Origin of the sequence: Haloarchaeobius pelagicus (assembly GCF_051207375.1) — an archaeon.
Taxonomy (GTDB): domain Archaea; phylum Halobacteriota; class Halobacteria; order Halobacteriales; family Natrialbaceae; genus Haloarchaeobius.
This window is the reverse complement of record NZ_JBPJZD010000002.1, coordinates 344,515-362,759: the sequence shown is the minus strand read 5'-3', so window position 1 is coordinate 362,759 and position 18,245 is coordinate 344,515. Positions and strand designations below refer to the sequence as shown.

Sequence of the window (18,245 nt, the reverse complement as noted above, 5' to 3'; positions counted from 1 at the left end):
GCGGATAGGTTGCGGTAGGGGCGGCGACGATTGCTTGGGGGAGCACGCCGACCGCCCGATTGTTCGCAACCTCGCAATCGCTTCCGGGGGGAAGCCAGAACGGGGGAGAGACAGCACTGACTCACGTCGACCTGTCGGGGTCGCGTACCCACTGATGGGGATGAGACGAACGGAAATCGAGTCGGCCCGTCGGGCTTACTTGCCCCAGAACGGGTCGACCTTGCGGCGTTTTTCGAGGTAGAACGAGAGCGCTTCGCGCTCGTCCATCGGGATCTCCTCTTTGAGTTCCTGCTCCAGAATCTTCGCGTGCTTCTCGGGGAGTTCGATCCACAGCTCGTCGTTCTCCTCGATCTGGCGACCCACCGTGGGACCGTCGATGGCGACCGAGACGCGGTTGCCGGCGCGGGCCTCGTCGACGTCCTCACCCTGTTCCTGGATGCCCTTGACGGAGCCGACGCGTTTCGGGTCGTTCCCCTCGAACTTCACGACGTTCTGGTTCTTGCGGAGGGTCCCCGAGAGAACCTCGACGCCGACGACGGCGGGGTTGTTCTGGCGGAAGGTGTGGTCGGGGAGGATCTGGAACCGGCACGGCCGGGCGATGTTCTTCAGGACGGTGTCCTGCTGTTCCTGCTTCGTGCTCTCGACGAACTCCTCGTACTCCTCGATGAGCTGGTAGATGACGTCGTCCGTGTAGATGCGCACGTTGTCGATGTCGGCGCGGTTCTCGGCGTCTTTCAGCACGTCGACGTTGAAGCCGAGGATGGTCCGGTGGAGGTCGTCGTCGGCCGTCGAGGCGACGCTCACGTCCCGCGGGGCGATGTCGCCGACCTCGGCGCGGACGATGGGAATCTCGGCCTCCTCGAGGGCGTTCGCCATGGCTTCGAGCGAGCCGAGGGTGTCGGCCTTGACGACGACGCCATCCTCTTCGGTGGAGACGGCGAACTCGGCGAGTTCGGCCTCCACTTCGGCGACGACCTCGTCGAGGTCACGGTCGCCGACGACGCGGACCGGCGCGCCGGACATCGCCTTGTCGAGGTCGGGTGCGGCGACCTTGATACCGGAGGCCGCTTTCACCTCGTCGACACGCTCGAAGCGGGACTCGGTCCGGATCTCGGCGAGCGGGCGCGGCTGCAGGAGGGCGCGCACCTCGGTGACGATGGGTTCGTTCTTGCTGCCGACGACGATGGTGTCGTCCTCGCGGATGATGCCGTCGTAGAGGACGAGGTCGATGGTGGTCCCGAAGCCGCGTTCCTCCTTGACTTCGAGGACGGTTCCGACACCGGGGCCGGTCACGTCGATGGCCATGGCCTCCTTCATGTAGCGCTGGGAGAGGCCCATCATGACGGCGAGGAGGTCCGGGATGCCCTCGCCGGTCATCGCGGAGACGGGGACGACCCCGACGTTCTTCTGGAAGTTCTGCACGCGCCAGTACATGTCCGCGGAGAAGCCGTTGTCGGAGAGTTCGCCGATGATGGAGTAGAGCCGCTGGTCGAGGTCGTTCCGGACGCGGTCGGACTGGGCCTCGTAGGTCTGCTGGATGGGGGCGTCCTCGTTGGCGTTCCAGCCGGGGACGGTGTCGACCTTGTTCGCGGCGACGATGAAGGGGGTCTGGGTGTTCTGCAGGATGTCGATGGCCTCCAGCGTCTGGGGCTGGAAGCCGTCGTTCACGTCCACGACGAGGACGGCGATGTCGGCCAGCGCGCCACCACGGGAGCGAAGCGTACTGAACGAGTGGTGGCCGGGCGTGTCGATGAACAGGAGCCCGGGGAGGTCGAAGTCGTCCGGGTCGACGAGCGACCCGGCCATCTTGGAGACGACCTCGAGCGGGACCGCGGTCGCGCCGATGTGCTGGGTGATGGCCCCCGCTTCACCCTCGATGACGGCGGAGCCGCGGATCTTGTCGAGGAGGCTGGTCTTGCCGTGGTCCACGTGGCCGAGGACGGCCACGATGGGTGTCCTCAGCGTGTTGGATGCTGTGTCGGTTTCGGAGGAATCTGTATCAGACATGGCGAACACCCTAGAAGGTTCTTATCTGAGAGTACTCAGGACGGCATTTAATTCCATCGTCACGGTCGTCAGGCCCTGTGAGGCGTCGACACGTTTCGGCTCCATGGTCGACCGGGGCCGGCACACCGGCGTCGCTCCGCGGTGTTCCCCGTGGCGTTTATTAGCACCCGTTGGGAAGACAGTGGTATGTCCGACATACTCGCGGAGAACCTCTCGGGGAAGTCCGTCATGGGCTCTGACGGGACGGAACTTGGGATGCTGTACAACATCACGATGGACCTGAAGAGCGGCCGACTCGACGACCTCGTCGTCGAACCCGGTGACGAGACGCCTACTCGCGCGATCGACTACAACCGTGACGAGAACGGGCGCTTCCGGGTCCCGGTGGACAACGTGCAGGCAGTGAAGGATTACATCGTCGTCCAGCGGTAAATGTACGTTCTCGACTCTTCCGCGTTCATCAACGAGTACCACACGTCCAACGACACCGCCACCATCCCCATGGTCCGGGACGAGCTCGAAGGCGAGAGCGTCTACCGGTACGACGCCATGGAGGGGGCCGGGATGCACGTCCACATCCCCGACACCGAGACGACCGAGCGCGTCCGACGGGCCGCCAGAGAGACGGGCGACCTCGACGTGCTCTCGGATACCGACATCCGGCTGGTCGCCGCGTCGTTCGAACTCGACGGGACGCTCGTCACCGACGACTACGCCATGCAGAACGTCGCCGAGAAACTCAACGTCGGCGTCGAGGTCATCGCTCGCGACGGCATCGACGAGCGCCGCGACTGGCGGTTCCAGTGTGCGGGCTGTGGTCGCGAGTTCGACGAGAACAAGGACCGCTGCCCGATCTGCGGGAGCGCGCTCTCGCGGAAGAACCCCTCGAACTAGTACCCCTAACCCCTAGTTTTCGACCTGTTCGAGGCCGCGTTCGATGAGTTGCCGGAGCACCGCCTGTTCGGTGAGGTCGAACTCCTGTGCGAGCGCGTCGACCCGCTCGCTCATGTCCTCACCGCAGACGATGGAGTACCGCTTCGTCATACGAGGCAAGCTACAACGGGGATATCGAAAAAGGTTCGTCAGACAGCCGTAAGACGGTCTGAATCGTCACACGAGCGTGAACAGGGTGACGTACGCGCTCTCGACGGCGTTGTTCGTCAGGTCGACGTAGCTGCTGGCGAACGCCAGCGCGTTGTACGCGCCGTGGATGAACGCCGGCACGAGGACGTTCTCGGTCCGGGCGTACACGCCGCCGAGCACGAGCGCGAGCACGAAGATGACCGCGAGCGAGGACGCCAATGCGGCGGGACCACTGCCGGTCGCGTAGGCCGGGATGTGGACCAGCGCGAAGATGGCGCTGGCGACCGCGACCGCACCGACCTTGCTGAAGTGCGTGTACAGCGACTTCTGGATGACGTTGCGGTAGAGCAGCTCCTCGCCCGGGCCGATGATGAGCAGCGAGAGGGGGATGAGCGGGAGCAACAGCGCGGGGTCACCCTGCTGTGCCTGCTGGGCGGTGCTGTGCTGGGCGGTCGAGAGTCCCAGGACGTTGAGGAGGGAGGTGATGGCGATGAATCCCAGGAGCAGGATGACGAACCCACCGACGGCCCAGCCCACGTCACGGAGCGTCGGGACCCGCAGGTCGACGAACGACCAGTCCCGGTCGGAGTACTTCAGGTAGGCGATGGCGAGCGTGAGCGTCCCCAGGCCGAGGCTGAGGACCGAGATTATCTGCCCCTTCGGCCCGGTCGGCTCGAACTGGCCGAAGACCAGGACTGCTCCCATGTAGAGGACCAGCTGGTATACGACGAGGACCGGGAGGGAGGCGAACCCGAGCAGCGCGAACCGCAACACGGTCTTCGCGGTCATGGCCGCCGTCACCTTCGATGGCGGGGAGGGCGAGGGCGAACCGGTGTGGTCGACGAGCGAATCGTCCATACCGGAGGTAGCGAACGGAGAACTATAGGCTCTCTGCTATGGTGAATAGGCTGCGCACGGTCGAACCGGCCGCGAAAACGGGCCGCCGTTACTCGACGAGCAGCTCGGTCTTCTCGGCCACCGCGTCGGCCTCCTCGAAGTCGCCACCGCCGAGCAGGCCGCGAGCCGCCTTCTTGCCCCACTCGACCGCGGGCTGGACGAAGGTGTCGACGCCGTAGAGTTCGCCCGCCATGACGCAGGCGGCCTCCATCCCGTACAGCAGCGAGCCGACGCCGCGCTCGTCGACGCGGTCGAGTTCGACCCGGACGTTCGGGCGACCCGCCGCGGCCAGGCTGGCCTCGGTGGCCTCGAACTCGGCGTCGAGCAGGGTGCCAAGACCCTTGCCGCCGAGGTAGGCCAGGTCGTCGAACTCCGTCTCCGGAATCGTGGTGTCGTCGTACTCGCGGGGCCGGACGAGGGTCACGAGCTTGTCGCGGGGGCCGGCGCGGTAGAGCTGGAGCTGGGAGTGCTGGTCGGTCGCGCCGAGTGCCCGGGCGGGCGTCTGGCCGAGGCCGTCCTTTCCCAGACTTTCGGCCCAGAGCTGGGCGAACCACTCGGAATAGGTCTCGAGGGATTCGGCGTAGGGCATCATCGCGTTCACCGAGGCACCTCGGACGTCCATGGCGTACGAGATGGCACCGTAGGCGTAGGCGGGCGAGTCGAACAGCGAGCCCGAGAGCTTTGCCTGCTGCTCGGCCGCGCCGGCGACGAGTTCGTCGAGGTCGTGGCCCTGGATGGCCGCACAGGCCAGTCCGACGGTCGAGAGCGCGGAGAACCGGCCCGGAACGCCGTCGGGAACCGGGAGCGACGGGAGGTCGTGACGGTCCGAGAGCGTCCGGAGGGGGCCGGACTCGCCGGTCGTGACGAAGGTGCGGTCGGTCCAGTCCACACCCGCGGATTCCATCGCGTCCTGCACGACGAGGAAGTTCGCGAGCGTCTCCGCGGTGGTCCCGGAGCGCGAGACGACGTTCACGGTCGTCTTCTCGAGGGGCAGGTCGGCGAGCAATTGCGAGACGTGCTCGGGGTCGACGTTGTCGAGGAAGTAGGCGTCGACGTCGCTGTCGAGGGCGTCCGCGATGGTCGCCGCGCCGAGCGCGCTCCCGCCGATGCCGACGTTGAGGACCGCCTCGCTGTCGTCGAAGGGTGCGACCGCGTTCTCGATGGCGGCAGTGTCGACCGTCTGGGGCAGGTCGAGCGCCGCGTAACCGTGTTCGTGGTTCGCGATACCGTCCGCGATGCGTTCGTGCGCCCGGGCGACCTGTGTGTCCAGTCGCTCCAGCGCGTCCCGCGAGATGCCCGGCGAGGCCTCCTCGGCCAGGGCGTTACCGATGTCGACGTACATACCGAGACTCGCTCGTGGCAGTGACAAAACGCTGGTGATGCCCACATCGGGGCTCGAACCGTACCCGGGCACGCCGCGGGACCGCGCCGCTTTTGGCCCTCTCGACCCAAGTCAGGGCGATGACCGACGAGGCCGAGGAGACCTACGACGGCGTGTTCGGCGCGTTCCCGTACGCCCTCCGCCAGAGCGAGTCGCGCCTGTTCAAGCTGTACGCGGTGGTCGGCGGGCTGCTCGGCGTCGTCCTCACGTTCTACTTCGGGGCGGCACTGGCGGTCCAGGTGGCGAACACGCTCGGGTCGGTCGGGGGGACGTTCACCTTCCTCCGGGCGTTCTACATCTTCTTCGGGCTGCTCGTCGTCGCACCCGTCCTCGCCCCGGTGCTGTTCGTCGCCCGCCGACACCGCCGGGTCGGGAGCGACACGCGCTACGACCTGCTGATGGCGGCGACGGGGTTCCTGTTCCTGCTCTCGCTCTATCTCGCGCTCGTCATCTCCATGCCGCCGGAGTTCACCCTCGACGGCGAGACGGTCACTCGCCCCGCGCCCGGTGGCCTGTTCGCGCCCGTCGTCAGCCTGCTCTATGCGATGCCGCCGCTCTCCAGCCCGCTCCCGCCGGTACTGGTCGGGGCGCTGATGCTCCTGCTGGGCCGACGACGAAACCCGGAAAAGGCCTGACCGCTAGCCTCGGGACATGAGCGAGAAGACCGCGACGTTCCTCGTGACCGAAGCTGACGAGGGCTCGGCCGTCCTGCGCGACGTGGACACCGGCCAGATTCACACCCTCGGCGAGAACGACGGCTACGAGCGCCACCAGGTGCTCGGCGCGACCATCGCGCCCGTCCCGCCGATGGAGGTCGTCTGGGAGGTCGTCGAGGAGGACTACTGCCACACCATCGAACTGGTCGACAGCGACCTCTCCCCGACGACGCAGGCGATGGAAATCGCCGAGGGGCTAGAGACTGGTGACATCGAGCGCGTCGAGCGCGCCGGCACCGGCGAGATTCACGTGCTCTCTGTGCCGCCGGAGCAGACCGAACAGGCCGCAGCAGACGTGCTGGAGGACCCCGAGACGGTCGCCCGGGCGGCGCGGGTGAACGCGATTCGCGTCGAAGTCCGGCGCTCGGTGGAAGACGGCGTGTTGAACGTGCGGTACCTGCCGGACTGAGTTCTCGTCTTCAGGAGCCTATTCGGTCGCCGGCCCGGCCTGACTCTGGACCTTCCAGCCACCTTCGAGGCCGCACTGTTCTCTGACGGTGTACTCGATGTCGGTGTCCGGTCCCATCTCGTCGCCACCCTCGACTTCCTCGACGCGGAGGGGGACGTCGTAGGTGCTGCCACAGCAGCCGACGTCGACGAACTCCTCCCAGATGTCGCCGACGGCGGCGGTCTCTCGGGTCCGGCGCAGCCACGCCTTGAAGTGCGAGGTGGCGACCTGGTCGCGGCTCCAGCCGGAGAGGTCGGCCGGGTACGACAGGACGACTCTGCTGGCGTACTGATTCATACCGGAACCTACGACCTGCCGACGCAAAAGCCTCCCCCGCGGGTGCGCCGATTCTACACGACTGGACGGGGAGATAAGAAGGCTTAGGTGGGCCGATACCGGACCGGCGTCCATGAGCAAGTTCGAGGTACCGGAGATAGACTACACCCCGTACTCGAACCGCCAGCTGGCGGCGGTCCCCCTCGCGTTACTCGCCGTCGCGCTGGTGGTCATACTCGGGTGGTACGTCGTGTTCGGGACACCGGTCGGGTTGAGCACCGACTTCACCGGTGGCACCGAACTCACGGTACAGACAGACACGCCACGAAGCGAACTCGACACCGCGTTCGATGCGGACATCGTCTCGAAACAACGGGTCCAGGGCCCGTCGATCACGGAGCCGACCTACATCCTGACGTTCGGCCCCGAGACCAACGGGACGGTACTGGCGGACCAGGCGCAGGCGAACCTCCAGGCCACCTGTTCGAACCCCGACGAGTGCGAGCTGGTCCAGGCCCGCCAGACGACCTCGCCGAGCTTCGGGAGCAGCGCCCGGACGACCGCCGCACAGGGCCTCTTCGCCGCGTTCCTCGGCATGAGTATCCTCGCGTTCGTCTTCTTCCGCTCCTTCGTCCCCTCCATCGCCATCGTCATCTCGGCGTTCTCCGACATCGTCATCCCGCTGGCGGCGATGAACCTCCTCGGCATCAAACTCTCGCTGGGGACCGTCGCCGCCCTCCTGATGCTCATCGGGTACTCGGTGGACTCGGACATCCTGCTGAACAACCACGTCCTCCGTCGCTCCGGTGAGTTCTACGACAGCGTCCACCGCGCGATGGAGACCGGTGTCACGATGACCATCACGTCCATCGCCGCGATGGCCGTGATGACCGTCGTCGCGACGCTGTTCGGCATCGAGCTGATGGCCTCTATCGGCCTGGTGCTCGTCCTCGGTCTCGCAGCCGACCTCGTCAACACGTACATGCTCAATCTCAGCCTGCTTCGCTGGTACAAACTCGGGGAGGTGACGCCGGAATGAACCTCCGCGAGAACTGGCGCGTCGTCGTCCTCACGCTCCTGCTCGTCGGGAGCGGGACGATACTGTTCACACCCGGCCTCATCGCCGGAGCCTCCGGGCCGACCAACCTCCAGTACGGCCTCGAACTCGACGGTGGGACGCGCATCCGCGCCCCCGTGGTCGGGATGACCGCCGAGAAAGTGAGTTACGGCGGCTTCGAGGATTCGAGCCAGATCAGCGAGGCTCGTCAGCAGATCGCCAACGACCTCGGCGTCGAACTGCGTGACGTCTACCTCCGCCCCGAGGCGGGTACCGCAGAGCTGTTCACCGACTCCGTCAGCCAGTCGGAGTTCGTCTCCGCGCTCAACGACGCCGGCATCCAGTCCACCGAGGGCGGGCCGGTGACCACCGACGACGTGCGCGACGGCGTCACCGAGTCCACCCGCAACCAGATCACCGACGTCCTGAACCGGAAGCTCGAGGCGACCGGGCTCACGGCCGGGTCGGTGACGACGGCGACGACCGTCGACGGGACGAACTACATCGTCATCGAGGCACCGAACCAGGACCCCGACGAGCTGCGCAATCTCATCAGTGACCGTGGTGTCGTCACCGTCTACGCCCGCTATCCGGGCGAGAACGGGACGATGGAGGAACAGCCCGTCATCACCTACGAGGACCTGAAGAGCGTCGGCGCGCCCGAACAGAACGACCGTGGCACCTGGCAGGTTCCGGTCGTCCTGAACCAGCAGGCCGCCGGCCGGTTCACCAGCGTCATGGTGGACAACGGGTTCACCGGGTCCGGTGCCGGCTCGCCCGAGTGCGGCGGTGACTCCCGTAACGACGCGGGCCACTGTCTGGTGCTCGTCTCCGAGGGGAACGTGACGAGTACGTTCTCGGTCGCCCCGAGCCTCGCCAACAGCATCGAGTCGGGCGATTTCGCCGATGACCCGCGGTTCGTCATGACCACGGGCTCGCGTGCCGAGGCCCGCGAGGTCTCCGTCGACCTCCAGGCCGGGTCGCTCCGTGCACCGCTCGACTTCGAGGAGTCCCAGGTGTTCTCGCTCGAACCGGCGCTCGCCCAGCGCTTCAAGCTGAACTCGCTGCTGACCGGTATCATCGCGGTGCTCGCGGTCAGTGGCGTCGTCTACCTGCGCTACGGTGAGCCGAAGGTTGCACTGCCGATGATACTCACCGCGCTCGCGGAGGTCGTGCTGTTGCTCGGTTTCGTCGCGGCGGTGCGCCTCCCGCTCGACCTCTCGCACATCGCCGGGTTCATCGCGGTCATCGGGACCGGGGTGGACGACCTCATCATCATCGCCGACGAGGTGATGGCCGAGGGTGGGGCGACCTCCTCACGGGTGTTCCAGTCGCGCTTCCGCAAGGCGTTCTGGGTCATCGGTGCGGCCGCGGCGACGACCATCGTGGCGATGTCGCCGCTGGCGGTGCTCTCGCTCGGTGACCTGCGCGGGTTCGCCATCGTGACCATCCTCGGCGTGCTCATCGGGGTGCTCATCACCCGGCCGGCGTACGGTGACATCCTCCGGTCGCTGACGACCGGCGAGCACTGACGACCGACCCGTCCACCGGCGATTAGGCCGGTCTCCCTTCTGTGTGGCTGTCGTCGCATTTCGCCATGCCCAGTGTCCTCTCTCTTCTGGCGACCGATGGGAGTGGCACGGTCGTCGACAGGCAGCCACTGGCGGTGGCGGGCTCGCGGGTTCCCTGACCGGGGCGTCGTCGGCCGTCAGAAGTCGCCCAGGCCGGTCTGTTCGTGTGCCGCCAGCACGTCCGCGCTGGTGGACCACGAGGCGCGGGCGAACGGGGGGAGTTCCCCCGTCTCGGCGACGTAGTCCGCGAGGAACTCGCGGGTCGTCGGGTCACTCGGGTAGCCCGAGCCGACCGCCCCGTACTCGTCGGCGAAGCCCGCCATCTGGGCGTCGCGTTCGACCTTGGCGACGATGCTGGCGGCCGCGACGACGGGGTAGGTCTCGTCCGCGCCGTGTTCGGCGGTCACCTCGATGGCGCAGGAACAGTGCTCGGTGACGCGGCGGCCGAACCGGGCCTCGTCGGTGTCACCGGCGTCGAGATAGCCCGAGAGGCCGTCCACGCCCGCAGCGTCGAGGGCCTCGGCGTGAGCCAGTACGGTGAGCGTGTTCATGTCCGTCTCCGGGTCGTCGATACGTTCCGGTGGTATCTCGGCGAGGCCGATTCGGACCCGGTCGTCCGCGCGGAGCGTCGTGGCGATCTCCTCGCGCCGGGCTGGCTGCACCCGTTTCGAGTCGTCCACGTCTTCTGGGAGGACCGCGTCGTCGGGGACGACCACGGCCGCGGCCCACATGGACCCCAGCACCGGTCCCTTCCCCGCCTCGTCCACGCCGAAGTGCATGGTCGAGTCCTTTCCGCTACCGCGACTTCTACCTTCGTGGTTCGGCGCGCCGGCTCCGCTGTCGGCGCTCGGAGTCGCTCGAAAAAGTCGAAGGTGTACTAGTCGTCTGCTGGCGGCTCGGCGAGTTCCGGCCCGTCGTCGACGTCGTGCTCGTCCGCCGTCTCGTGCTCGGCCTCGGGTTCGTGGGTGGTGGTTGCTCCTGCTACATGGTGGCACATGGGGTATCCCCTCGGGGCGTGTTCACGTACCACACGGTCAAAAGCGTGCCGCCTGGCAGGACACCGACCTGTCGCCCGCTCAGCGCAGGTAGTCCGGGTCGTCGAACTCCTCGTCCTCGCCCTCGACGGCGAGTACGTCGAGCGCGGTCACGGTCGCCTCCGTCCCCAGGAGGCCCGCGAGCGAGGGTTCGGTCCGGCCGTCGTCGCCGCTGATGAGTTCCTTGATGTAGAGGCCGCCCTCGCCGTGGATGTCGACGGTGGCGTGGCGGTCGTCTTCCAGGTCGGCGGAGATGTCGTAGACGGTGCGGGTCCGGTCGAGGCTGGCGCGGCGGTGGTCGACGCGCTGGGGCGTGTGCTGGGTGACGGTCGTGCCCGTGAGTTCTGCGACCGCGTCGGCGAGCGCCTCCTCGGTCACGTCGTCACCGAACTCCACCTCGGCACGGTAGGTCTTCGAGGCGTCGAGTTCCTTGACGCGCTCGACCATCTCGTGGGTGGCGAGGCGCAGCCCGTCGACCTCGACGGAACCCGCGGCGGCCTCGTTGATCTCGGCTTCGAGCGCCTCGGCGTCGGGCGAGCGGACCTTGGGGTCCTTGACTTCGACGACGAACGGCCGGCCCGTCCCGAGCATCAGGGCGTCGACGTCCTCGCGGCCGGCCCCGTGGAAGATGGCCTCCGAGCCGTCCATCGCGTCGAGGACGTGCGGGGCGACGAACCCCTCGACGCTGTCGTCGTAGAGATAGCCCGACCCGCCGCAGTAGTCACACGGCTCCTCGCCCTCCTCTCGGGAGAGCTGGACGCCGGTGCCGCCGCACTCCCGGCAGGGCCATTCGGTCTGGGGGATGTCGCGTTCGAGCTTGCGGTAGCGCCCGAACACGAACGCCGGGTTGACCTGCACGTCGACCGCGTGGGTCGAGGGGTCCTCGCCGGCGCGTTCGAGGTCGATGACCGCCAGCACGTCGGGACGCTCGAAGTCCACGTCCGTCTTCGTACGCTGGCCGACGCGCTTGCCGACCTCGCGATTGAACTCAGACTTGAAGAGTTCGCCCGCGTCGGGCTCCATGCCGGCGTCCTCGCGGAACAGCATCTCGTTCTCCTCGACCAGCGGCGGGGCGCGGGTGCCGACCTGGTAGGTCTCGAAGCTGACGCCCTCCAGTCCCTCGGCGATGAGTTCGGCGTAGGTGTCGAACCGGGCGGTGTGGCCCTCACACACCCAGCAGTCCTCGCGGTCAGGGGACTCGTACGGTTCGTCGTCCTCGAGGGCGATGCTGACGCGCACGGCCTTCCCGCGCTCGGCGTTGGTCAACCCGAAGCTCCGGTCGGCGAAGGGGCGACCGAGACAGGGGTCGCAGACGGGCCCGGTGGCGACCAGCTTCCGGGCGGTGTCGAGTAGCTCCATTACCGGTTGCCAGACGCCCGCTGGCTTAGTGCCTTGCCATCTCGACGTCTGGCCCAGAGGCCGGCGAGCGCCCCGCCGAGGACGTGGCCGCCGAGGGCGAGTGCGAGCAAGAGCCAGCCGTCGAGACCGGGCTGTGGCGCGAGGAAGGCGTAGTCACCCATCCGGGGCCAGAGTGAGACTGTCGTGAGCAGGAAGCCGAGACCGATGCGGAGGCGTGGGAGGATGGTCAGGACCGCGACGAAGGCTGCCGTGGCGGCCAGTCGGGAGTCGCCGTCTTGCCAGGCCGCGCCGAGTACCACGAGTGCGGAGAGGGTCACGACGGCCCAGAGCGGGCTCTGGAGCAGCAGGCCGACCATCGCCCCAGCTCCGGTGAGGACAGCGAGGGCGGCCCCGTTCCTGGTGCCGACTTGGAGCGGGTCGGGTCTGCCGGGGCCATCCCACTCGCGGAGTCCCCACCAGCCGGCGGCCAGCCCGCCCAGCACTGGGGCGAGGCGGGCGGGACTCGCCGGCTGGTAGAACCCCGGGAGGTCGGCCGCCGTCGCGAGGGGAATGGATACCAGGAGCGCGACGAGTTCGACGAGGTAGCCCGCGGCCAGGCTACGCCACGAGACCATGTGTGTCCTGAGGCTCCCCGCGACGTTCAAGCTGACGACAGTTTCGGGGACACTGGCCACCTCACCCCTCCCGTACACAGGCGTCGACTCCTCGCCACCGCGGGTGGGCTCTCGCTCGGCGGACTCGCTCGGCTGTCTCGGTCGCGGCACCACGAGCGACTCCCTCCCGACCGTGCTCCTCCTCCACGGCGGCGGGGGAAGCAGGGCGCGCATCGCGCGAACGAGCCGGTTCCGGGAACTCGACGGGGGCCGCACAGCCTGGGCGGTCTTTCGGTGGCGTCGCCCGACGTATCACTGTCGGCCGATTAGTATTCGTAGGGTGCCTGTCTCTTCGGTGGTATGACACGGCGACGACGTATGCTAAACCGCCGGGCACTGTTACGAACCGCGGGTGCATCGGTCTCTGGACTTTCATTCGCGGGCTGTCTCCGGCTGTCGAGTGGGGAGCAAGCGACGAACACGACCCGGGGGACCGCCGGGACTGCGAGAACGGGGACCGCGGGGACGGGGACTGCGGGGACGGAACGCGATTCCGACGGCGACGGTGTTCCAGACGCGGACGACTACGCTCCCCGGGATCCCGACGTCCAGCGCAAGTCCGACGTGGAGGACGGGAACACCGCAGTGGAGACCGGAACCGACACCGCAGTGGACACCGGAACCGACACCGCCACGACGGCGCAGCCAGCGACCACCCCGGACACCGGCTCCTGGGCGACCGCCGAGCGCGGTGACGCGACCACGACGGTCCTCGCCCAGGACGAACTCGAGTTCCGGGTGGTGCAGTGCTCCAGGGCCGCCGCGACGAAGGAACTCGGCGACCGGTCGGGGACCCTCCAGTTCGAGTTCGACTACGAGACCGCGGCCGAAGCATGGTGGGAGCTCGCGTTCTTCCAGGTGTTCGAGGACGGCGTGGAGGTGCTCCGGATGACCGTCCACACCGACCCGAAGCTGCAGATGAAGGCCTACGGGAGCGCGAGTGGGTCGGTCGACAGGACGGTCTCGGTCGACGGCGAGACGTCCGTCCGGTTCGGCATCATGCCCTCCGACTACTGTGATGCGGGCGACCACGCCTGGACCACGTTCCACGTCTCGGACCTCGTCATCACCGCCCGCTGAAGCCCCTGTCTTCGGGCGTCGTCACTGTCGCCGGCATTCCGACGCCCCTTTGGCCCCGTCGCGTGTCTCCCCGCTATGCGCCAGTTCATCGTTCTGGGTCACGAGGTGCCGACGACCGCCGACTTCTCGCTCGACGCGCTCGCCAGCGAGGCCGGCCGGATGGACCTGCTCGCCCGCTGTCTCAATGCTGCGTTCCTCGCCAGCCACGGTATCCGCGAAGACGTCCGCGTCCACCTCGTCATTGGCGACGAGTACACCGTCACCGTCGACGGGAGCGAGGTCCGGAACCTCCACCCCGACGAGCGCTCCATCGCCGCGCTCGTGCGAAACGCCCTCGACCACCGCGAGGACGCCATCGGGCACATGCCCGCCGAGGCCTCGCCGGGGGTATCCATCCGGCGATTCGGGTTCGAGACGATTCTCGAGGAGTGCGCCCGCGACGGGACCGTCATCCAGCTCCACGAGGACGGCGACCCCGCCAGCGAGGCCGAGATACCCGAGAACCCCGTGTTCGTCCTCTCGGACCACACCGACTTCACCGACGAGGAGGAGTCACTGCTGGCCGACGCTGCCGACCTGCGCCTCCGGCTCGGCCCGCGAACCCTCCACGCCGACCACTCCATCACGGTCGCCCACCACTGGCTCGACACTCAGGGATACCAACACTTCTGACGCGAAACCAACGGTCGAAATTAAGTGGCCGGCGGGGGAGGAGTGAGACGATGAGTCAACGCGACGCCCCCCAGAGCTGTACCTTCTGTGAGCGAACCTTCTCCAGCGACGACGCGCCCGACCTGCACTCGCTGTGTCACCGGCGGGTCGACCTCTCGACGGAGGCCGACGCCGTCACCGAACGCTTCGCCTGCGAGCACTGCTTCGACGAGATATCGGAACTCACCGACGACATGGCCGCCTACGACGTCGACGCGACCGACCCCGACTCGCTCGGCGAGGTCGACGACTGCAGCCTCTGTGGCGACGCCTTCGGCGACGACGACAGCCTCGAACTCCTGGCCGTCGACGATTCGTGCTATCTTCTCTGTGCGGACTGCACCGGCGTGTTCGACCAGTTCGTCGCGAACGTCCCCGAGATGACGCCCGAAGCGACCGCCGACATGGAAGCCGCGGTCCCGGCCGGCCACGGCGACGACGTGGACCCCATCGAGGTCGCGGACGAGCCGGACGAACCGGGCGGGGATTCCGACGACGCGGCCGACGACGAGTTCGACGACGCGGTCGATGCAGCAGGTGAAGATGACCCGGTGGCGCTCCACGACGCCAACGAGGCCGCCGAGGCGGTCGCGGCCGCCGACGCCTCCGACCTGAAGAACGTCCTCGACTCCGGGCTGGACGACGTCGAGGAGGGGTACGAGATCCGCTTCGACGTCCGGCGCGATTCGCGCGACGGCTCCTCGGAGATCTCCACCATGGACGGCGTCGTCACCCGCGCCGAGACGAGCTACATCGGCGGCTCGACCATCTACGTCCACGGCGACGACGGCGAGGAGTACCGCCTCGAATCCAGCTTCTCCTCCGAAGCAGTTCGCGTCTCGACGGTCGACGGCCACGACCTCGACTTCCGCGGCCACCTCGACGCACTCGTCCGATTGGAGTGAGACTGGGTGGCGTGTCGTCTTCCGATTCGGAAGCGTTAAAAGTAATCCCGGCGTTGTTTTGCATGCGGGCCGGTGGGGTAGCTTGGTATCCTTCGGCCTTCGGGTGGCCGTAACCGCGATTCAAATTCGCGCCGGCCCACTACTCCCGCATTTCAGTTTTCGTGAGCGGTAGGTATTGTTCACAGTGAACCCGTACTCGTCAGACTCGGATAGTTAGAAATTCGAGTATGTGACCTGAGCGAGGCCGTAAGCTGCTGTAGTACTACTCTCCTTCACCACTTTACTATCTTTCAAGATTTGCACAGTCAATTTGTTTGAGCTGTCATCTTGCTTCTGAGCGTTCGCAGAAATCACGCTTGGTTCCCCATCAATTGAAAAAGTCTTGTTGCCAGAACCATCGACTGATCGGACAGAACCGCCCTCCCCAATGCTACCCTGCCAATCTCCATCGTACCTAATCCGCACTTTGAACGTGCTCTCTGATGAGGTGCCCGAGTTGCTGCTTGTCTCAGTCTGTATTCCGTCCTCCGACGTGACCTGGGCGAGGCCGTAGTCTGCGCTTGTGGTTCGTTGAGCGATTACCTCTCCGTTCTCGAGAATCTGTACTGTGAGAGTTCCAGAATCTCCATCTGACTTTTGAGCATTTGCTGAGACGATGAAAGGGTCTCCTTTTACATCGAAAGTCTCGGTCCCTGACCCATCGACTGACCGAACCGACCCGTCTCCGCCAATTGACCCGGTCCACTCTCCATCATACTTAATCCGAACCTGATAGTCCGACGATGGAACTTCTGTACTAGTTTCCGTCTCTGTAGAGGTCTCTGTGGGGGTCTCTGTCTCGGAGGTAGTCTTAGTTTGTTTCTGTTTCGATGTATCTGTAGACGCATCTGTTGTCGTTCGTCTCGCCGTTGTGTCTGTTGCTTTTGAACCTCCGTCTGTTTGATTGGCAGCCTCTTCTGTGCACCCTGCAAGGGATGCGAGGACGGCTGTTCCTAATGAGAGGAAAGAACGTCGCTTCATAGACCAAATCTCTCCCCCAGCTTATTGTTTCTTTCCGACGTGTCCAATAGAATATGGTGAAGAAATTACAATCAGCACGGTCTCAATAAATCCCAGCACTTCGTAGTTCATAGAGAAGCACCCCACAGAACCCCGAAAGACTCCGATATTCACCTCGGTTAGCGACGTAAGCAGAGTCCGGGTGTCTCAGTTTTCATGAGTAGTGTCCCTCCGTTCGAGTCCTTTTGTCAAACCTCTCCCCCGACACACCACCACAGGATGCCACCCCTTAACCACCCCCAACCCCACACCCAACCAATGACAGACGAACTCGATTTCGACATCCTCTCTGCCGAAGACATCACGACGAGACGGGACGAGGTCGTCACCGCAGTCAAGGACCACGCGGGCCAGATCGCCCGCGAACTCGCTATCCTGCAGGGCGGCGACTACGGCCAGGAGACGTTCTCCACCAGGAAAGGAAAGTGGACGCTGAAGTACGAGGGCGGGGCGCTGCAGTACCTGCGGTACAAGGGGAAATCGGGCGGCGAGATATACGTCGTCTCGACCAAGCAGCCGCCCGAACCCGAAGACCTCGCCTCGGCGATGCGGGACTACGACGAGTTCGTCGAGTCCTATAACGAGCACGTCCGGTCGCTCGACGGCGTGCTCGACGACGTGGACGCCGACTTCCCCGCGGTCGAAACGACGGAGACCGTCGTCGCGGAGCGCGACCGCATCCTCGGGCGCATCCGCGAGGTGTGTGACACCATCTGTGGCGAGTTGCATCGCTACGACGGGACCGACTACGGGACCTTCCGGACGACCGTCTCGGGCACGCGCTGGGAGCTGAAGCGCGAGGAGAGCCAGGCGTCGTACCTCCGCGTCGGCGGCGAGGGCGGTATCTACCTGCTGTCGCAGTACGAGGCGCCCTCGGCACCCGACGTGCGGGAACTGACCGACGAGTTCGTCGGGTTCGTCGAGGCGTACAACGAGCACGTCGACGAGCTTGAGGCGAGTCTGTCAAAGGTGTCGCTGGGCGGGGAGTGAACCGCTGGGTGCCCTGGACGCTCGCATATCTTCTTCTCCTCGCGTGACGTTTCCACCGCAATGACAGCGCCAGTCGAGACGGGTGGGGAGCGCGGTGAGGAGCCATCGGCCGTCGCCCGGAACGAGGCACTGGAGGGTATCGACTGGCCGCTGGTCGGCTTCTTCGCGCTGGCGTTCGCCATCGCATGGGGGACGCTCGGAATCCTCGCGGTCATCGCCGAACAGTCCGGGGTCGAGAGCGCGATCCGGCTGCTGGAGATGGGCGAGGTGATGCAGTTCGAGGGCGCGGACCTGGTCGTCCCCGGCTGGGTGGTCTACCTGCTCACCCGGCTGGCCGACTTCTCGTTCTCCATCGCGGGCGTGGTCGTCGTCGCCCTGACGGCGGGCCGGGCGGGACTTCGGGAACTGTTCGGTCGGCTGGTCCGGTTCGATTTCCCGCGGGTCTGGTACCTCGTGGCGCTGCTCCCGGTCGGGTTGTTCGCCCTGTCGGCGCTGGTGTTCGGCCTCGGAACCGAGGGCGTGTTCGGAAGCCTCGACCTCTCGCTGGCGGCCATCCAGGCCGCGCTGTTCGCACTGAACGGCGGGTTGCTCGTCACGCTGTTCCTGCGTGGGCCGATGGGTGAGGAACTCGGGCTGCGTGGCTTCGCCCTCCCGCGGTTGCAGGCCCGGATGAGCGCGTTCCGGGCGAGTGCCATCATCGGGGCATTCTGGGCGTCGTGGCACCTGCCGGTGCTCGTCGGGCGCGGCGTGGTGACGATGGTGGTGTTCCTGCTCGTCGCCTTCTCGCTGAGCTTCGTGTTCACCTGGCTGTTCAACGGGGCCCGAGGGTCGCTCGTCCCGCCCCTGCTGTTCCACGCCTTCCAGAACAGCGAGGAGCTGTTCGAGACGGTGTTCCCGGCCCTCGTCGGCACCGAGTGGGAGCTCGTCTCGACGCTCTCGTTGCTCGTGTTCGGGCTCGCGGTCGGCGTCCACCTGTGGCGAACCGGTCGCCGTGCGGCGTCGTGAGCGCGCGAGTTGG

General features: G+C 66.4%; 20 protein-coding genes and 1 tRNA gene. 12 read left to right on the top strand and 9 right to left on the bottom strand.

The window, feature by feature from the left end; translation table 11 throughout:
* Positions 1 to 195: 195 nt before the first annotated feature.
* Positions 196 to 2,007 (bottom strand): translation initiation factor IF-2, encoded by a 1,812-nt coding sequence (infB, locus tag ACSC1S_RS14380; protein ID WP_435364913.1) that lies wholly within the window; start codon positions 2,005 to 2,007, stop codon positions 196 to 198.
* A gap of 186 nt (positions 2,008 to 2,193) precedes the next feature.
* Here infB and ACSC1S_RS14375 point away from each other — a divergent pair, with 186 nt between their 5' ends.
* Together ACSC1S_RS14375 and ACSC1S_RS14370 are read left to right on the top strand one after the other, a co-directional pair.
* A complete protein-coding gene (locus ACSC1S_RS14375) occupies positions 2,194 to 2,439 on the top strand; it encodes a PRC-barrel domain-containing protein (protein WP_435319527.1) in 246 nt (81 codons plus the stop codon).
* The gene (locus ACSC1S_RS14370; RefSeq protein ID WP_435319526.1) at positions 2,440 to 2,901 is read left to right on the top strand and encodes an NOB1 family endonuclease; all 462 of its coding nucleotides are present in this window, start codon (positions 2,440 to 2,442) and stop codon (positions 2,899 to 2,901) included. It begins immediately after the preceding gene.
* A gap of 12 nt (positions 2,902 to 2,913) precedes the next feature.
* Here the strand turns inward: ACSC1S_RS14370 and ACSC1S_RS14365 are convergent, their stop codons facing one another.
* From ACSC1S_RS14365 to ACSC1S_RS14355, 3 genes are all read right to left on the bottom strand, one after another.
* Positions 2,914 to 3,051: a CopG family transcriptional regulator gene (locus ACSC1S_RS14365; protein ID WP_435364912.1), complete on the bottom strand. Its 138-nt coding sequence runs from the start codon at positions 3,049 to 3,051 to the stop codon at positions 2,914 to 2,916.
* 66 nt (positions 3,052 to 3,117) lie between these two features.
* Positions 3,118 to 3,948 (bottom strand): CPBP family intramembrane glutamic endopeptidase, encoded by an 831-nt coding sequence (locus tag ACSC1S_RS14360; protein ID WP_435364911.1) that lies wholly within the window; start codon positions 3,946 to 3,948, stop codon positions 3,118 to 3,120.
* Positions 3,949 to 4,036: 88 nt separating this feature from the next.
* A complete protein-coding gene (locus ACSC1S_RS14355) occupies positions 4,037 to 5,329 on the bottom strand; it encodes a phosphoglucose isomerase-related protein (RefSeq protein WP_435364910.1) in 1,293 nt (430 codons plus the stop codon).
* A gap of 119 nt (positions 5,330 to 5,448) precedes the next feature.
* Here ACSC1S_RS14355 and ACSC1S_RS14350 point away from each other — a divergent pair, with 119 nt between their 5' ends.
* On the top strand, positions 5,449 to 6,003 hold the full coding sequence (locus ACSC1S_RS14350) for a DUF8056 family protein (protein WP_435319522.1): 555 nt from the start codon (positions 5,449 to 5,451) through the stop codon (positions 6,001 to 6,003).
* Positions 6,004 to 6,019: 16 nt separating this feature from the next.
* Positions 6,020 to 6,493 carry a DUF5812 family protein gene (locus ACSC1S_RS14345; RefSeq protein ID WP_435364909.1) on the top strand — a complete coding sequence of 158 codons (474 nt, stop codon included), beginning with the start codon at positions 6,020 to 6,022 and terminating at the stop codon, positions 6,491 to 6,493.
* An 18-nt stretch (positions 6,494 to 6,511) separates the two neighbouring features.
* Here ACSC1S_RS14345 and ACSC1S_RS14340 read toward each other — a convergent pair whose 3' ends face one another.
* Positions 6,512 to 6,829 (bottom strand): DUF7968 family protein, encoded by a 318-nt coding sequence (locus ACSC1S_RS14340; protein WP_435364908.1) that lies wholly within the window; start codon positions 6,827 to 6,829, stop codon positions 6,512 to 6,514.
* 112 nt (positions 6,830 to 6,941) lie between these two features.
* On the opposite strand from ACSC1S_RS14340, the gene secF reads away from it, so the two are divergent.
* Both secF and ACSC1S_RS14330 read left to right on the top strand, forming a co-directional pair.
* Complete coding sequence (gene secF, locus ACSC1S_RS14335; protein WP_435364907.1) at positions 6,942 to 7,847, top strand: protein translocase subunit SecF; 906 nt, start codon at positions 6,942 to 6,944, stop codon at positions 7,845 to 7,847.
* Positions 7,844 to 9,397 (top strand): preprotein translocase subunit SecD, encoded by a 1,554-nt coding sequence (locus ACSC1S_RS14330; protein ID WP_435364906.1) that lies wholly within the window; start codon positions 7,844 to 7,846, stop codon positions 9,395 to 9,397. The genes secF and ACSC1S_RS14330 overlap by 4 nt, the downstream gene beginning before the upstream one ends.
* Positions 9,398 to 9,573: 176 nt before the next feature.
* Here ACSC1S_RS14330 and rnhB read toward each other — a convergent pair whose 3' ends face one another.
* From rnhB to ACSC1S_RS14315, 3 genes are all read right to left on the bottom strand, one after another.
* Positions 9,574 to 10,215: a ribonuclease HII gene (rnhB, locus tag ACSC1S_RS14325; protein ID WP_435319516.1), complete on the bottom strand. Its 642-nt coding sequence runs from the start codon at positions 10,213 to 10,215 to the stop codon at positions 9,574 to 9,576.
* A 297-nt stretch (positions 10,216 to 10,512) separates the two neighbouring features.
* A complete protein-coding gene (locus ACSC1S_RS14320) occupies positions 10,513 to 11,829 on the bottom strand; it encodes a tRNA pseudouridine(54/55) synthase Pus10 (protein ID WP_435364905.1) in 1,317 nt (438 codons plus the stop codon).
* On the bottom strand, positions 11,829 to 12,593 hold the full coding sequence (locus ACSC1S_RS14315; protein WP_435364904.1) for a hypothetical protein: 765 nt from the start codon (positions 12,591 to 12,593) through the stop codon (positions 11,829 to 11,831). Before ACSC1S_RS14315 ends, ACSC1S_RS14320 begins: the two co-directional genes overlap by 1 nt.
* Positions 12,594 to 12,800: 207 nt before the next feature.
* Between ACSC1S_RS14315 and ACSC1S_RS14310 the strand changes: the two genes are divergently transcribed.
* The 4 genes from ACSC1S_RS14310 to ACSC1S_RS14295 all read left to right on the top strand — a co-directional run bounded on the left by ACSC1S_RS14310 (position 12,801) and on the right by ACSC1S_RS14295 (position 15,317).
* On the top strand, positions 12,801 to 13,562 hold the full coding sequence (locus ACSC1S_RS14310; protein ID WP_435364903.1) for a hypothetical protein: 762 nt from the start codon (positions 12,801 to 12,803) through the stop codon (positions 13,560 to 13,562).
* Between the two features lie 75 nt (positions 13,563 to 13,637).
* Positions 13,638 to 14,234: a tRNA (pseudouridine(54)-N(1))-methyltransferase TrmY gene (gene trmY / locus ACSC1S_RS14305; RefSeq protein ID WP_435364902.1), complete on the top strand. Its 597-nt coding sequence runs from the start codon at positions 13,638 to 13,640 to the stop codon at positions 14,232 to 14,234.
* Between the two features lie 50 nt (positions 14,235 to 14,284).
* Complete coding sequence (locus tag ACSC1S_RS14300; protein WP_435364901.1) at positions 14,285 to 15,178, top strand: hypothetical protein; 894 nt, start codon at positions 14,285 to 14,287, stop codon at positions 15,176 to 15,178.
* Between the two features lie 66 nt (positions 15,179 to 15,244).
* Positions 15,245 to 15,317, top strand: a tRNA-Pro gene (locus tag ACSC1S_RS14295).
* Between the two features lie 74 nt (positions 15,318 to 15,391).
* On the opposite strand, the gene ACSC1S_RS14290 is transcribed toward ACSC1S_RS14295, so the two are convergent.
* Entirely contained in the window at positions 15,392 to 16,198 is an 807-nt protein-coding gene (locus ACSC1S_RS14290; RefSeq protein WP_435364900.1) for a hypothetical protein, read from the bottom strand.
* A gap of 297 nt (positions 16,199 to 16,495) precedes the next feature.
* Here ACSC1S_RS14290 and ACSC1S_RS14285 point away from each other — a divergent pair, with 297 nt between their 5' ends.
* Positions 16,496 to 17,227, top strand: a complete 732-nt coding sequence (locus tag ACSC1S_RS14285; RefSeq protein WP_435364899.1) for a profilin-fold protein — start codon at positions 16,496 to 16,498, stop codon at positions 17,225 to 17,227.
* 60 nt (positions 17,228 to 17,287) lie between these two features.
* The gene (locus tag ACSC1S_RS14280) at positions 17,288 to 18,232 is read left to right on the top strand and encodes a CPBP family intramembrane glutamic endopeptidase (RefSeq protein ID WP_435364898.1); all 945 of its coding nucleotides are present in this window, start codon (positions 17,288 to 17,290) and stop codon (positions 18,230 to 18,232) included.
* Positions 18,233 to 18,245: the final 13 nt, after the last annotated feature.